We start from the raw sequence: 14,938 nt of genomic DNA on the forward strand, positions 1-14,938 counted from the left end.
GATAACCGCGAGCGGTTATGCGTCCTACGCGATGCCCACCCTTGGGGTAGGGCGAATAACGCCATGGGCGTTATCCGCCGATACACCGAAGCCCGGCGGCGGATAACCGCAAGCGGTTATGCACCCTACGCGACGCCCACCCTTGGGGTAGGGCGAATAACTCCACCGGCGTTATCCGCCGATACACCGAAGCCCGGCGGCGGATAACCGCAAGCGGTTATGCGCCCTACGCGATGCCGACCCCTGGGGTAGGGCGAATAACGCCATCGGCGTTATCCGCCGATACACCGAAGCCCGGCGGCGGATAACCGCAAGCGGTTATGCGTCCTACGCGATGGGGCAGTTTCACCCCGCATCCGCGTGACTGACCAACCCCTTCAGCAGCACCGCGGCGGTGGCCAGTGCAGCCGGCAGCACCAGGGCGGTCAGCACCTGTTCGAAGTTCCAGCCCAGGCCCAGCAGGGTGGCGCCGATCCAGGCGCCGAGGATGGCGCCGAAGCGGCCGATACCGAGCATCCAGGAGACCCCCGTGGCCCGCCCCTGGGTCGGATAGAAGCGCGCCGCCAGCGACGGCATCGCCGACTGCGCGCCGTTGATGCACATGCCGGCCAGCAGCACCAGGGTCGCCAGCAGGGTGACCTGGCCGAGGCTCTGGCCGACGCACCAGGCGAACACCCCCGCCAGCAGGTAGAACAGGCCGATCACCTTGTGCGGGTTGAAGCGATCCATCGCCCAGCCCACCGCTACGGCGCTGAGCACCCCGCCGAACTGGAACAGCGCGCCGATGAACGCCGCCTGCTCCAGGCTCGCGCCGCTATCGCGCATCAGGGTCGGCAGCCAGCTGGTGAGCAGGTAGACGATCACCAGGCCCATGAAGTAGGTCAGCCAGAGCAGCAGGGTGCCGGCGCTGTAGGTACCGGAAAAGATCACCGCGAACACGTTGCGGGCCTGCACCGTCTGCTGCTCGGGGACGTGGAAACTCCGTGCCAGCGCCACCTGCGCCGGGGCGATGGGGGCCAGCACCTGGCGTACCCGCTCGCTGCCGCGGTTGCGCACCACCAGGTAGCGCGCCGATTCCGGCAGGCGGAACAGCAGGACTACCGCCAGGACCAGCGGTAGCAGGCCGCCGAGCAGCAGCAGGCTGTGCCAGCCGAACAGCGGGATCAGCTTCGCCGAGACGAATCCGCCGCAGGCCATGCCCAGGTTGAAGCCACAGAACATGCTGGTCACCAGCAGCGACTTGAGGCGCTCGGGGGTGTATTCGGAAAGCAGGGTGGTGGCGTTGGGCATCGCCGCGCCGAGGCCGAGGCCGGTGAGGAAGCGCAGCGCCAGCAGTTGCTCGACGTTGGTGCTGTAGGCCGAGGCCAGGCTGAACAGGCCGAAGAGGAAGACCGCCGCGACCAATACCAGCTTGCGTCCGTAGCGGTCGGCCAGCGGTCCGGAGCCGAGGGCGCCGAAGACCATGCCGATCAGCGCGGCGCTCATCACCGGCCCGAGGCTGGCGCGGTCGATGCCCCAGTCCTGGGTCAGCGCCGGAGCGATGAAGCCCATCGCGGCGGTGTCGAGGCCATCGAGGAAGACGATCAGGAAGCACAGCAGGACGATCCGCCATTGGTACGGCGAAAGCGGCTGGGCATTGATGAAGGCTTGCACGTCGAGTCGTTCGACGGCGGGCAGGCTGGGGCTGTTCATGGGACGGGTTCCGCGGCGAGAGTGAGGGCGTGGGACGAGGGTCGGACGCGTGGCTCAGGTGCAGGCGGCGGAAGGCAAGGCGTGCTGCGGCATGTCGGGATTCCCCTGTTGTTTTTGTAGCGGAGGCGCTCGGCCTGCCGGGGTGCAGACACATTACGGAGGGCCATGGGGAGTGGCAATCCGATAATCGTTTATCGGTTCGCTGATCGAACGAAACCCTGTGAAATCTCGACCTTCGCCAGGCTGTGAAAATCCGGAACCAGATTCTAGAATCCTGCCTTTCCTCGACTCAGGAACGCCCCTCCATGGCCGGTAGCCTCATCGAACGCGCCCTCGGCTTGCTCGAACTCCTCGCCAGCGATGCCCGTGGCCTGCCCCTGCAACAACTGGCGGACCGCCTGGATATCCCCAAGAGCGCCGCGCACCGCATGCTCGCCGAGCTGATCCGGCTCGGCTACGTGCGCCAGGACGACGACACCAGCCGCTACCGCCTCAGCACCCGCCTGGCCGCGCTGGGCTTCCGCTTCCTCGCTTCCAGCGGGGTGGTCGACCTGGTCCAGCCGGTGCTCGACGGGCTCGCCCGGGAGACCGGCGAACTGGTGCGCCTGGGGGTGATCGAAGGCGATCGCCAGACCTGGATCGCCAAGTCCCAGGGCGCCACCTCCGGGCTACGCTACGACCCCGACATGGGGCGCGAGGCGCCGCTGTTCTACACCGCATCCGGGCACGCCTGGCTGGCCAGCCTGAGCGACAAGGCGGCGCTGGCGCTGGTGGAGCGCCAGGGCGTAGGGGCGGCGCGGGACTTCGGTCCCAACGCGCCGCGTTCCAGGAGCGAGCTGCTGCGCTACCTGAAGCGCGCCCGCGAGCACGGCTATGCCTGGCAGATCGAATGCTCGGCGCCGGGCATGGCGGCGATGGCCGCACTGGTGCGCCACCCCGAGGACGGACGGGCTCTCGGCGTGCTCAGCGTGGCCGGGCCGAGCGCACGCTTCGGCGAGGCGCGCATGCACGAACTGGCGCCCCTGCTCCTGGCCGCGGCGCAGGACCTGTCCCACGCCAGCCAGGCGTCCGAGCTGTTCCGCTGAGCCATCCGGCCCGGCCCCAGTCCTTTCCCGACATCAGCGTTCGAATAGCGAACGCTTTCTTGCCTGTCACGAGCCCGCATGCGGCGGGCCTTTCCGCACTTCCATGGATGCGCCGGCGGTAGTGCCGTCTCGAAGCGCTCTTGCGCGGGGCCAGCCATTCGTTCAAATAATCTCCCTCGCTAAATCTGGAACGACGTTCTGGAATCTTGAAGCGAACAAGAAAACAACGATTGGGGACCGCCTTGGACGCACCGCTTCGCATCGCCCTCATCGGCGCCGGCAATATGGGCCGCCAGCATTACCACCGCTTGCAGCGAATCGCCGGCGCGCGCCTGTGTGCGGTGGCCGATCCGCAGGGCCAGGCGTTCGCCGCGGACGCCGGCGTGCCCTGGTTCGGCGATCATCGGAGGTTGCTGGAAGAAGCCCGGCCGCAAGCGGCGATCGTCGCCAATCCGAACAACCTGCATGTCGCCACCGCCCTCGACTGCCTCGCCGCCGGGGTGCCGCTGCTGCTGGAAAAACCGGTCGGCGTGCAGCTCGACGAAGTGAGCGAGCTGGTGGCCGTCGCCCGGCGATCTGGCGTTCCGCTGCTGGTCGGTCACCATCGTCGGCACAATCCGCTGGTCGTGCGGGCGCGCCAATTGATCGCCGAGGGCGCGCTCGGTCGGTTGCTGTCGGTCACCGCGCTCTGGCAGTTGAAGAAGCCCGACAGTTATTTCGAGGTGGCCTGGCGTCGCGAGCCCGGCGCGGGAATGTTGCTGACCAACCTGATCCATGACCTCGACCTGCTCCGCCACCTGTGCGGGGAAGTGCGGGAGGTGCAGGCGCTGGCCGGCAACGCTATCCGTGGCCTGCCCAACGAAGACAACATCGCGCTGCTCCTGCGCTTCGCCAATGGCGCCCTGGGCAGCCTGACCGGTTGCGACGCTGCGGCGGCGCCCTGGAGCTGGGAGCTGGCAGCCGGGGAGAACCCGGTCTATCCGCGCCAGGCCGAGCAACCCTGCTACCTGCTGGCCGGCACCGAGGGTGCCCTGAGCCTTCCCCAGCTCCGCCGCTGGCGCTACGCCGAGGCCCGGCAGGGCTGGCACGACCCGCTGGCGGCCAGCGTGGAGGCCGTGGCGACAGGCGATCCCCTGCAACGCCAGCTAGAGCACTTCGTCCGGGTCGCGCGGGGCGAGGAAGCGCCATTGATGGATGCCACCGACGCCGCTCGCACCCTGGCGCTGGTCGAGGCGGTTCGCGAGGCCGCGCGCAGTGGCCGGGCCTGCGCGCCGGCCAGTTTCTGAACCGCTGACGATGAGGTAGTGCATGGAATCGAGGATTCTTTCCCTGGCGGCGCTCACCGTGCTCGAGCTGTCGCCCCCGGACATGGTCGAGGCTGCCGCCCGCGCCGGCTACAGTCATGTCGGCCTGCGCCTGGTGCCGGCCACCGTGGAAGAGCACCACTATCCGCTGCTGGCCGATGCCGGCCTGCGCCGGCGGACCCTGGCGCGGCTGCGCGACAGCGGAGTGCGCACGCTGGACGTGGAGATCCTGCGCCTGCGTCCGGACACCCGCGTCGGCGAGTTCGCCGCGGTGCTGGAGGTCGGCGCCGAGTTCGGCGCGCGCTATGTACTGGTGGCCGGCAACGATGACGACGAACGGCGCAGCGCGGACAATTTCGCCGCGTTGTGCGACCTGGCGCGGCCGCTCGGCCTCGACCCGCACCTGGAGTTCATGCCCTGGACCGGGATCCGCGACCTGCGGCAGGCCGCGCGGGTGGTCGAGGCGGCGGCGCGGGATAACGCCGGCCTGTTGCTGGACGCCTTCCATTTCGACCGCTCGGCCAGCAGCCTGGAAGACCTGCGGGCGATCCCGCCTGCGCGCCTGGGCTACGCGCAACTCTGCGATGTCGTCGGGCCGCGTCCGACGTCGATGGACGAAATCCTTCGCCAGGCCCGCGAGGAACGGCGCTTCCCTGGCGATGGCGGGCTCGATCTGCTGGCGCTGCTGCGCGCCTTGCCGGAGAACCTGCCGCTGAGCCTGGAGGTGCCCGCGCTGGATCTGCTCGCGCGCGGCGTGGATGGCGCGGAGCGGGCGCGGCTGGCGATCGAGCGGACCCGGGCGCTGCTCGCCCGCCTGTAGCGCCACCGCGCAGGCAGGTTGCCCGTTTGCATAATGGAACGGGGTTCTATAGTTTCCAAACGTTGAAGCCGATCGTTTCTTTCCTCGATGGCGGGTACCGTCAGAATAAATAGCCTGCTATCGATTTGCCCTGGTGCCCGGACCCTCCGATGAACGCATCCACCTCCCCGCTGCCCGCCAGCGACCAGACCCTGCGCGGCATCCTGCTGATCTGTGCCGCGGTGTTCCTGTTCGCCAGCCACGACGGGTTGTCCAAGTTCCTTTCCGGTTTCTACCCGATCGTCATGGTGGTCTGGGCCCGCTACCTGGTGCACACCCTGTTGATGGTCGCCGTGTTCGTGCCGCGCAACGGCCTCGCGGTGATCCGCAGCCGCCGTCCGCTCATGCAGTTGGCGCGGGCGCTGTGCCTGATCGGCACCAGCCTGTTCTTCACCACCGGCCTGCGCTACCTGCCCTTGGCCGAGGCGACCGCGGTGAACTTCCTGGCACCGCTGCTGGTGACCGCGTTATCCGTGCCGCTGCTGAAGGAGAAGGTCAGCCTCGGCCAATGGCTGGCGGTGCTCACCGGCTTCATCGGCGTGCTCTTCATCGTGCGTCCCGGTGGCGCGCTGTTCACCCCGGCGGCGTTGTTCCCGCTCGGCTCGGCGCTGTGCTTCGGGCTCTACCAACTGCTCACGCGGATGCTCGCCAACAGCGACAGCCCGACCACCAGCAACTTCCTCGCCGGCATCTTCAACACGCTCATCATGAGCCTGCTGGTGCCGTTCTTCTGGCAGACTCCAAGTCTTCTCCACGGCCTGATGATGATCGCCCTGGGCGGTTGCGGCATGGGCGGCCACCTGCTGCTGACCCAGGCCTTCCGCCATGCGCCGCCGGCGACCCTGGCGCCGTTCAGCTATGGCCAGATCATCTTCGCCGGCCTGCTCGGCCTGCTGGTGTTCGGCCACGTGCCGGATGCCTGGGCGCTGCTCGGCATCCTCGTCATCTGCGCCAGCGGCCTGGTGGTCGCCTGGCGCCGTGGCCGCTGAACGCAACGGGGTCGGCGCGTAGGCTTCACAACAGGCTCAGCGGATAGCTGACGATCAGCCGGTTCTCGTCGAAGCGGGTATTGCTGCCCCAGTCGCGGCGCTGGCTGGAGTTGCGCCAGCGGACGTTGAGACGCTTGAAGGCGCCGCTCTGCAGCGTGTAGCCCAGCTCGCTCTCGCGTCCCCATTCGCTGCCGTCGTCGGTGACTCCGGCCAGGCGCACATGGTCGCCATGCAGGTAGCGGGTCATGAAGGTCAGGCCGGGTAGGCCGAGGCCAACGAAGTCGAAGTCGTAGCGCAGTTGCCAGGAGCGCTCGCCGGGATTGTCGTAGCTGGCGTTGTAGCTGTCGTTGGCCAGGGTTCCGCCGCTGGTGCCGTTGACCCGCATCCAGCCGTCGTTGCCACTGACCTTCTGCAGGCCGAGATAGAGGGTATGCAGCCCGTAGCGCGCGGAGAACAGCGCGGAAACGGTGCGGTTATCGAGCTTGCCGGCGCGCGCGCTGCCAGCGTCGCGGCCACGGAATCCGCCGAGGTTGGCGCCCAGCAGCCAGTCGCCGAGCGGCTGGCTGTGTTGCAGTTGCAGGTACTGTTGGCGGTAGATGTCCTTCAGCTCGGCGTTCCACAGGCCGAGCAGGCTGCGTTCGCCATTGAAGCGATATTCGCCGCCGGCGAAATCGAAGCGGTCGGAAGTGGCGGCTGGCCGGCCGAACAGCGACATGTCCTGCATGCTTGCGTCGTTGCGCGGGCTGTTGCCGCGGAACTGGCCGGCGTAGAGGGTCAGGCCGGCGATCTCGTTGGCGCTGAGCTGGCCGCCGCGGAAGGTCTGCGGCAGCGAGCGGCCATCGTCGGAGCGGAGGATCGGCAGCACCGGCATCCATTCGCCGATCTTCAGTTCGCTGTTCGAGACGCGCAGCTTGCCGGCCACCGCCAGGCGTCCGAAGTCGTCGGCCGGGCGGCCGTCGTCGTGGATCGGCAGCAGTTGGGTGCCGGCCGTTCCCTTGCCGCCATCCAGCTTCAGGCTGTAGAGACCGAGGACATCGAGGCCGAAGCCGACGCTGCCCTGGGTGAAGCCGGAGCGGGCGTCGAGGATGAAGCTCTGCGTCCACTCCTCGGCCTTGCCCTGGCTGGCATCGCCGACGAAGTTGCGGTGCAGGTGGAAATTGCGCGCGGTGAGGCTGGCCTTGGCGTCTTCGAGGAAACCTTGCCCGGCGTGGACGTGCCCGGCATGGACTGGCAGGCCGGCGCCCAGGCAGAGGGAAGCGCAGAGCGCGCGGACGTGGCTCGGGTGCGACATGGGAGTGTCCCTTCGTTCTTGTTCTCTAGGCAGGGAGGCGCCCGGCGAGCGCCGGGCGCTTGGACTCAGGCTTCGATCCGGCGCGGGGCCATGAAGTACAGCCAGGTCAGGGCGATGAAGTACATCGCCGGGATCATGGTGAAAAGCACCGCGTAGTTGTTGTTCGTCGCGGTCAGTACGCCGCCGACGATCTGGGTCATGAACATCCCTCCCAGCGCCGCGCACATGCCGCCGAAGCCGAACACCGTGCTCATCAGGTGCTTGGGCGTGTAGTCCATCACCAGGCTCCAGATGTTCGCCGTCCACGCCTGGTGCGCGCCGACCGCCAGGGCGATGGCCAGCACGGCGATCCACAGGCCGCTGGCGTTGGCGGCGAACACCACGCCGACGATGGTGCAGGCGAACAGCAGCATCGATAGCAGGCGCGCGCGGATCGCCGGCATGCCGCGGCCGATCAGCCAGGACGAAAGGATGCCGCCGCCGACGCTGCCGAAGTCGGCGGTCAACCAGATCAGGATCAGCGGGATGCCCATCTGCGTCACGCTGATGCCCAGGCCGTACTGCTGGTTGAGGAACGGCGGCAGCCAGTAGAGGTAGAACCAGAACACCGGCGCGGTGATCGAGTAGGCCAGGGCGAAGGCCCAGGTGCCGCGGCGGCGGAGAATCTGCGAGAAGGGCACGCGGGTGGCGGGCGGCTCCTCCTGCTGCTGGATGTATTCCAGCTCGCTCTGCTTCACCCGCGGATGCTCCTCGGGGTTGTAGTAGTTGCGCCACCAGAACACCAGCCAGACCAGGCCCAGCGCCGACATGCAGAGGAACGCCGCCTGCCAGCCCCAGACGCTGAGGATCAGCGGCAACAGGGCCGGGGTGACCATTGCGCCGACATTGGTGCCGGCGTTGAAGATGCCGGTGGCCACCGCCCGTTCCCCGGCGGGGAACCACAGGCGGGTGGTCTTCACGCAGGCCGGGTAGTTGGCCGCCTCGGTCAGGCCGAGGATGAAGCGACAGACCATGAAGCCCGCCGCCGAGGTCGCCAGGCCGTGGGCGCCGGTGGCCAGGCTCCAGAGCAGCACGGCGAGGAAGAACGCGCGCTTGACCCCGACCTTGTCGATGAAGCGGCCCTGGAGGATGAAGCCGATGGCGTAGCCGACCTGGAACCAGAAGTTGATGTTGGCGTAGTCCATTGCCGTCCAGCTCATCTTCTCGGCCAGGATCGGCTGCATCACGCCGAGGGCGGCGCGATCGATGTAGTTCAGGGTGGTGGCGAAGAACACCAGGGCGAGCATGCCCCAGCGCGTCCGGCCGACGGCGAAGGCGTTGCGGATCCTGCCGCCGCGGGATTCCCGCGGGGCGTCGGCGGCGAGCAGTCGAGAGCTGGAAGAGTGGATCATTGACGGGGCCATCCTTTCGGCGGCCGGTGCCTGGGCGCCCGGCCTGGATTTGTCGTTCTGGGTTGCACGCGGGCGGGCCAGGGGCCGCGCCGGTGTCAGCGGGCCAGGGGCGGACGGGCCGGACGAGCGGCCAGCGGACGGGATGGAGGGCGGACGGAGAGGTCGGCGATGGACATGAGCGGGTACCCGATTCTTGAAATTGTTATGTCGCGTGGGTTGCGCAGGTGCCCGGAAAGAAGCGCGGAGCGCTTCCGGCAGATCGGGACGGCCTGCACGGGTGGCAGCGATGGTGCGCGATTGGTCGAAAAAGCGTCAATTCGATAATCGTGCTTCCGTTCGATATTCGAACGGAATACTAACCAGTTCGTACATTTTGCGTTGCCCGGCAGTTGGCGCAAACCAATAATCGGCTTGCCGGGCGAGCGGTCTCAGCGACCCGAAGTGGCTTCCCGGCGCATCCCGCGCGGGCTATCCGCGCCTCCGCCGTTCCGCCGCCGGCCCTCGCGCGGCGCCAGGCGCCGTAGGGCGCATTGAGGAGTCGAAGCATGCAGCGTTCGATCGCCACCGTATCCCTGAGCGGCACCCTGCCGGAAAAGCTCGAGGCCATCGCCGCCGCCGGTTTCGACGGGGTGGAAATCTTCGAGAACGACCTGCTTCATTACGACGGCAGCCCGCGCGACGTACGCCGGCTGTGTGCCGACCTGGGCCTGGAGATCCTGCTGTTCCAGCCGTTCCGCGACTTCGAGGGCTGCCGCCGGGAACGCCTGGGGCGAAACCTGGAGCGCGCCGAACGCAAGTTCGACCTGATGCAGGAACTCGGCACCGACCTGGTGCTGGTGTGCAGCAACGTCGCTGCCGATGCCCTCGGCGAACCGGCGCTGCTGGCCGATGACCTCCGGCAGCTGGCCGAGCGCGCCGCCATCCGCGGCCTGCGCATCGGCTACGAGGCGCTGGCCTGGGGGCGCCAGGTGAACACCTGGGAGCAGGCCTGGGACCTGGTGCGGCGGGCCGACCAGGCGAACCTCGGGCTGATCCTCGACAGCTTCCACACCCTCTCGCTGGACGGCGATCCCCGCGGCATCGCCGATCTTCCGGGGGAAAAGATCTTCTTCGTGCAGATGGCCGACGCGCCCTTGCTGGCAATGGACGTGCTGGAATGGAGCCGGCACTTCCGCTGCTTCCCGGGTCAGGGCGGCTTCGACCTGGCAGGCTTCCTCGCGCCGGTCGTCGCGTCCGGCTATCGCGGTCCGCTGTCGCTGGAGGTCTTCAACGACGGCTTCCGCGCCGCGCCGACCCGCGCCAACGCCGTCGACGGCCTGCGCTCGCTGCTCTACCTCGAGGAGAAGACCCGCGAGCACCTGCAACGCCAGACGCCGCACGTGGCGGTGGACGAGCTGTTCGCGCCGCCGCCGGCGAGCCTCTGCGACGGCATCGAGTTCCTCGAGTTCGCCGTCGACGAGACGCTCGGCGCGCGCCTTGGCCAGTGGTTGCAACGACTGGGCTTCGCCAGGGCCGGCGAGCACCGTTCGAAGAATGTCAGCCTGTTGCGCCAGGGCGACATCAACCTGGTACTGAACGCCGAGCCCTATTCCTTCGCCCACGGTTTCTTCGAGGCCCACGGACCGTCCTTGTGCGCCACCGCGCTGCGCGTGCGTGACGCCGGCCAGGCGCTGGAGCGCGCTCGTGCGTACGGAGGCCAGCCGTACCGCGGACTGCTCGGCCCCAACGAGCGGGAAATCCCGGCGGTGCGCGCCCTCGACGGCAGCCTGCTGTATCTGGTCGAGCGGCACACCGAGGGCCGCAGCATCTACGACAGCGACTTCGTGACGAACGACGCCGACACCTCCGGCCTCGGCCTGCGGCGCGTCGACCACGTGGCCCTGGCGCTGCCCGCCGAAGGCCTGGACAGCTGGGTGCTGTTCTACAAGAGCCTGTTCGACTTCGGCGCCGATGACGAGGTGGTGCTGCCCGACCCCTATGGCCTGGTCACCAGTCGCGCCGTGCGTAGCCCCTGCGGCAGCGTGCGCCTGCCGCTGAACATTTCCGAGGACCGCAACACCGCCATCGCCCGTTCGCTGTCCAGCTATCGCGGTTCCGGCGTGCACCACATCGCCTTCGATTGCGCCGACATCTTCGCCGCCGTGGCCCAGGCCAAGGAGGCCGGGGTCGCACTGCTGGAAATCCCGCTGAACTATTACGACGACCTCGCCGCGCGCTTCGACTTCGACGACGAGTTCCTCAGCGAACTGGCCTACTACAACGTCCTCTACGACCGCGACGCCCAGGGCGGCGAGCTGTTCCATGTGTTCACCGAGCCGTTCGAGGAGCGCTTCTTCTTCGAGATCCTCCAGCGCCGCCACGGCTACGCCGGCTACGGCGCGGCCAACGTGCCGGTGCGCCTGGCGGCGATGGCGCAAGCGCGGCGGGGTGTGCGCCGGGTCAAGCTGTGAGAATTGTCGGGGCTCCGGCAGGTGCTCTTCCTACAGCCGGGCGGGCCCCGCATAATCGGCCGCAATTCCCGCCGGCCACGAGTGAGTCACCGATGTCCAAGCCTGATCCCGCCGTCGTGGAGGAATCCGCTCCGCGCGGCAAGGGACGCAAGAACAATCCCGAGAAGACCCGCCAGGACATCCTCCGCGCCGCCATCGACGAGTTCGTCGCCCAGGGCCTCTCGGGTGCGCGGGTGGACGCCATCGCCGAGCGCACGCATACCTCGAAGCGGATGATCTATTACTACTTCGGCAGCAAGGAGCAGCTCTACCAGGCCGTGCTGGAGAAGCTCTACAGCGACATCCGCGGTATCGAGGGCACCCTGCGGCTGGGCGCGCTGCCGCCGGCCAAGGCGATGGAGAAGCTGGTGGAGTTCAGCTTCGACTACCACGACCGGCACGTGGATTTCGTGCGCATCATCAGCATCGAGAACATCCACAAGGGCGAGCACATCGCCAGCAGCGAACTGGTGCAGAGCGTCAACAGCTCGATCGTCCAGAGCATCGCCGAGATTCTCCGCCGCGGCGAAGCGGAAGGGGTGTTCCGCGCCGGGCTGGAGGCGCTCGACGTGCACATGCTGATCAGTTCGTTCTGCTTCTACCGGGTGTCCAATCGCTACACCGTGTCGCGGATCTTTCGCACCGACCTGCACGACGCCGAGGTTCGCCAGCGGCACCGGCGGATGATTGGCGAGGCGGTATTGCGCTACATCCGTGCTTGACTGCCGTCCCCTCTCCCCTTGGCGGGAGAGGGGGGCCATTCAGTCGCCCAGGCTGGCGAAGTGCGCCTGCATGCGCGCGGCGTCAGCCTCTACTCCGCTGAACAGTTCGAATGCCTTCACCGCCAGGAACACCGCCATGGTGCCGCCGTCCAGTGTGCGGCAGCCGAGGGCGCGGGCCTGGCGCAGCAGCTCGGTTTCCAGCGGAAAGTAGATCACCTCGGCGACCCACAGGTCGGCGCGCAACAGTTCCGCCGGCACCGGCATGCCGGGCAGCTTGGCCATGCCCACCGGGGTGGTGTTGACCAATCCCTGGGCGTCGCCCAGGGCGCCGGCCAGGTCGCTGCCGGCGAGCGCTCGTGGCGCGCCGAAGTGCTGGTTGAGGTTGTCCGCGAGGGCCTGGGCCCGCGCCGGGTCGACGTCGAACAGGGCCAGCCGCTCGACGCCCTCGGCGAGCAGCGCATGGGCCACTGCCGAGCCGGCGCCGCCCGCGCCCATCTGCACCACGCGCTGGCGCGGCGCGTCGGCCAGGCCGCGCCGAAAGCCCTCGGCGAAGCCCAGGCAGTCGGTGTTGTGGCCGATGCGCCGGCCATCGCGCAGCACCACGGTGTTCACCGCGCCGATGCCGCGCGCCTCGGCGGAGAGTTCGTCGAGCAGGGGGATGATCGCCTGCTTGCAGGGGAAGGTGACGTTCAGCCCGGTGAAGCCGAGGTCGCTGGCGGCGGCGAGCAGGAACTCCAGGTCGTCCGCCGACTTGCCCAGCAGGTCGAGATCGATCAGCCGGTACAGATAGCGGATGCCCTGGGCGTCGCCCTCGCGCTCGTGCAGGGCAGGGGTCCGCGACGCCTGGATGCCGGCACCGATCAGGCCGGCGAGAACCGATCGCGGCGCGCTCATGCGGCCGCCTCGAAACGCTCGGCGAAATGTTCCAGGGCCAGGCGGTAGCCGAGGCTGCCGAATCCGCAGATCACTCCCAGCGCCACCGGCGAGACGTAGGAGTGGTGGCGGAACGCTTCGCGCTGGTGGACGTTGGACAGGTGCACTTCGACCACCGGCAGTTCCACCGCGGCCAGGGCGTCGCGCAGCGCCACCGAGGTGTGGGTCCAGGCGGCGGGGTTGATGACGATGCCGACGACCCGGCCGCGGGCCTGGTGGATCCAGTCGAGCAGTTGGCCTTCCTGGTTGGTCTGGCGGAAGTCCACGGCGAAGCCGCGCGTCTCGGCGAAGGCCGCGCATTCGTCGGCGATTTCGCCCAGGGTCCGCCGGCCGTAGGTCTGTGGCTCGCGGGTGCCGAGCAGATTCAGGTTGGGGCCGTTCAGGACCAGTACCGTGCGCGTCATGGCGCAGCCTCCACAGCAATGATGTCATCGATGCCGGGAAAATGTACCGAACGGTTACTTTTGTAAACCGGACGCCGTCGCCAACGGGACGAAAGCGTTCGATTATCGGCGTCCGCTCACTCGCCTGCCGCCGGTTGCGTCGCGCCGCGGCCGCGCAGGGTCATGTCGGGCAGTGCCGAGGCCACCGCCAGGCCGAGCAGCGCCACCGCCGCGTTGACCAGGAAGAGCACCTTGAAGGCATCCGCGAGGACATGCTGGAGGATCACCCGGGCCGGCCCGCTGGCGGCGTCCAGGCTGCTCAGCAGGGCGCTCTCGGAAAAGCCCTGGTCGAGCCCGCCGCCGATCCGCAGGTGCTTGAGCAGGGCCAGCAGGATCGCCGACATCAGCGCCACCCCGACTGCCCCGCCGAGGGAGCGGAACAACGTCGCGTTGCTGGTGGCGACGCCGATGTGGCGTTGCTCCACGGCGTTCTGCGCGGCCACCAGGCTGGTCGGGAACTGGGTACCGATGGCGATCCCGGTGAGCAGCATGCACAGCCCGGACAGCCAGTGGTCGCCGACCGGGACCAGGGCCAGGCCGGCGATGCCGCAGGGCAACAGGACGGCGCCGAGCAGGATCAGCGGCTTGTAGCGTCCCAGGCTGGCGGTCAGCCGCCCGCAGCAGTACGCGCCCAGCGGCAGGCCCATGACCAGCGGCAGCAGATGCAGCGCGGCGCTGTCGGCACCGGCGCCGGTAACGCTCTGGTAGCGCAGCGGTACCAGCACGGTCAGCGAGATGGCCTGGAAGCTGGCGAAGAACGCAACCAGCCAACTGAGGGTGGCGGCGCGGACGGCGAACAGTTGCATCGGCACCAGCGGTTCGCGGAAGCGCCGCTCCTGGGCGACGAACAGCAGCAGGGCGAGCGCCGCCAGGGCGAACAGGCCGAGCAGCGCAGGGTCGCTCCAGGCTGCGCCCTGGCCGATCTGGGTGATGGCCAGGAGCAGCGCGGTGAGGCCCACCACCATCAGCACGATGCCCAGGTAGTCGATCACCGGTTGCCGGCGCGGCACCGGCAGGCCGACCAGGGTTCGCCGCGAGATGGCCAGCGCGAGAAGGCCGATCGGCAGGTTGATCCAGAATACCCAGCGCCACGACAGGTACTCGGTGAGCAGGCCCCCGAGCACCGGGCCGGCGACGCTGGCGATGGCGTACATGCTGCTGAAGTAACCCTGGTAGCGGCCGCGCTCGCGCGGCGGGACGATGTCGCCGATGATCGCCTGGCTCACCGCCATCAGCCCGCCCGCGCCGATCCCCTGCAGCACTCGCGCCAGCACCAGTTGGCCCATGCTCTGCGCGAGCCCGCAAAGCAGCGAGGCGGCGGTGAACACGACGATGGCGAAGAGCATCAGACGGCGGCGGCCGTAGAGGTCGCCGAGCTTGCCGTAGATCGGCATCGATACGGTCATCGCCACCATGTAGGCCGAGATCACCCAGGCCAGCAGGTCGAGGTCGGCGAAGTCGGCCGAGATCGCCGGCAGGGAGACGGCGACGATGGTCTGGTCGAGGGCGCTGAGGAAGATCGACAGCATCAGGCCGGCGAGGACGGTACGGACGGCGGGCGGGTTCTGGGCGAGATCGGACAAGACGGCACCTGGGGCGGACGGAACGCGAAGGCAGCGGGCATCATACTGCGCCTGGGGTAGGACAGGTGCCGGGGAGAATCGATCCGTGGGCCGTCTTTCGTCGATATCCGCCTGCGCCAACGTTGCGTCCCGCCTTGGGAAAGGTGCCCCGGCGTTG

The 14,938-nt window shown here is 68.5% G+C and carries 12 protein-coding genes; 6 read left to right on the top strand and 6 right to left on the bottom strand.

Annotation, left to right across the window (positions count from 1 at the left end; all coding sequences use genetic code 11):
- Positions 1-345 precede the first annotated feature (345 nt).
- Positions 346-1,692 (bottom strand): 4-hydroxybenzoate transporter PcaK, encoded by a 1,347-nt coding sequence (locus JHD77_RS26820; RefSeq protein WP_003101875.1) that lies wholly within the window; start codon positions 1,690-1,692, stop codon positions 346-348.
- Between the two features lie 305 nt (positions 1,693-1,997).
- On the opposite strand from JHD77_RS26820, the gene JHD77_RS26825 reads away from it, so the two are divergent.
- The 4 genes from JHD77_RS26825 (at position 1,998) to JHD77_RS26840 (ending at position 5,929) form a co-directional block, all read left to right on the top strand.
- Positions 1,998-2,777, top strand: coding sequence for an IclR family transcriptional regulator (locus tag JHD77_RS26825; RefSeq protein ID WP_003101874.1), 780 nt, complete (start codon positions 1,998-2,000; stop codon positions 2,775-2,777).
- 242 nt (positions 2,778-3,019) lie between these two features.
- On the top strand, positions 3,020-4,063 hold the full coding sequence (locus JHD77_RS26830) for a Gfo/Idh/MocA family protein (protein WP_003101871.1): 1,044 nt from the start codon (positions 3,020-3,022) through the stop codon (positions 4,061-4,063).
- Positions 4,064-4,085: 22 nt separating this feature from the next.
- Entirely contained in the window at positions 4,086-4,901 is an 816-nt protein-coding gene (locus JHD77_RS26835) for a sugar phosphate isomerase/epimerase family protein (protein ID WP_003084082.1), read from the top strand.
- A gap of 149 nt (positions 4,902-5,050) precedes the next feature.
- Positions 5,051-5,929 (top strand): DMT family transporter, encoded by an 879-nt coding sequence (locus tag JHD77_RS26840; RefSeq protein WP_003101866.1) that lies wholly within the window; start codon positions 5,051-5,053, stop codon positions 5,927-5,929.
- Between the two features lie 25 nt (positions 5,930-5,954).
- On the opposite strand, the gene JHD77_RS26845 is transcribed toward JHD77_RS26840, so the two are convergent.
- Entirely contained in the window at positions 5,955-7,220 is a 1,266-nt protein-coding gene (locus tag JHD77_RS26845; protein ID WP_003118617.1) for an OprD family porin, read from the bottom strand.
- Positions 7,221-7,285: 65 nt separating this feature from the next.
- A complete protein-coding gene (locus JHD77_RS26850) occupies positions 7,286-8,611 on the bottom strand; it encodes an MFS transporter (protein WP_003118619.1) in 1,326 nt (441 codons plus the stop codon).
- Positions 8,612-9,156: 545 nt separating this feature from the next.
- Here JHD77_RS26850 and quiC point away from each other — a divergent pair.
- On the top strand, positions 9,157-11,061 hold the full coding sequence (quiC, locus tag JHD77_RS26855) for a 3-dehydroshikimate dehydratase QuiC (protein WP_031755297.1): 1,905 nt from the start codon (positions 9,157-9,159) through the stop codon (positions 11,059-11,061).
- 92 nt (positions 11,062-11,153) lie between these two features.
- Positions 11,154-11,822, top strand: coding sequence for a TetR/AcrR family transcriptional regulator (locus JHD77_RS26860; protein WP_003101858.1), 669 nt, complete (start codon positions 11,154-11,156; stop codon positions 11,820-11,822).
- A 39-nt stretch (positions 11,823-11,861) separates the two neighbouring features.
- Here the strand turns inward: JHD77_RS26860 and JHD77_RS26865 are convergent, their stop codons facing one another.
- The 3 genes from JHD77_RS26865 to JHD77_RS26875 form a co-directional block, all read right to left on the bottom strand.
- Positions 11,862-12,716: a shikimate dehydrogenase gene (locus tag JHD77_RS26865; protein WP_196994399.1), complete on the bottom strand. Its 855-nt coding sequence runs from the start codon at positions 12,714-12,716 to the stop codon at positions 11,862-11,864.
- Positions 12,713-13,159, bottom strand: a complete 447-nt coding sequence (gene aroQ, locus JHD77_RS26870) for a type II 3-dehydroquinate dehydratase (RefSeq protein ID WP_031755298.1) — start codon at positions 13,157-13,159, stop codon at positions 12,713-12,715. Before aroQ ends, JHD77_RS26865 begins: the two co-directional genes overlap by 4 nt.
- A gap of 116 nt (positions 13,160-13,275) precedes the next feature.
- Positions 13,276-14,781, bottom strand: a complete 1,506-nt coding sequence (locus JHD77_RS26875; protein ID WP_003121661.1) for an MDR family MFS transporter — start codon at positions 14,779-14,781, stop codon at positions 13,276-13,278.
- Positions 14,782-14,938 lie beyond the last annotated feature (157 nt).

Source organism: Pseudomonas sp. P20, assembly GCF_016463925.1.
Classification (GTDB): Bacteria; Pseudomonadota; Gammaproteobacteria; order Pseudomonadales; family Pseudomonadaceae; genus Pseudomonas; species Pseudomonas aeruginosa.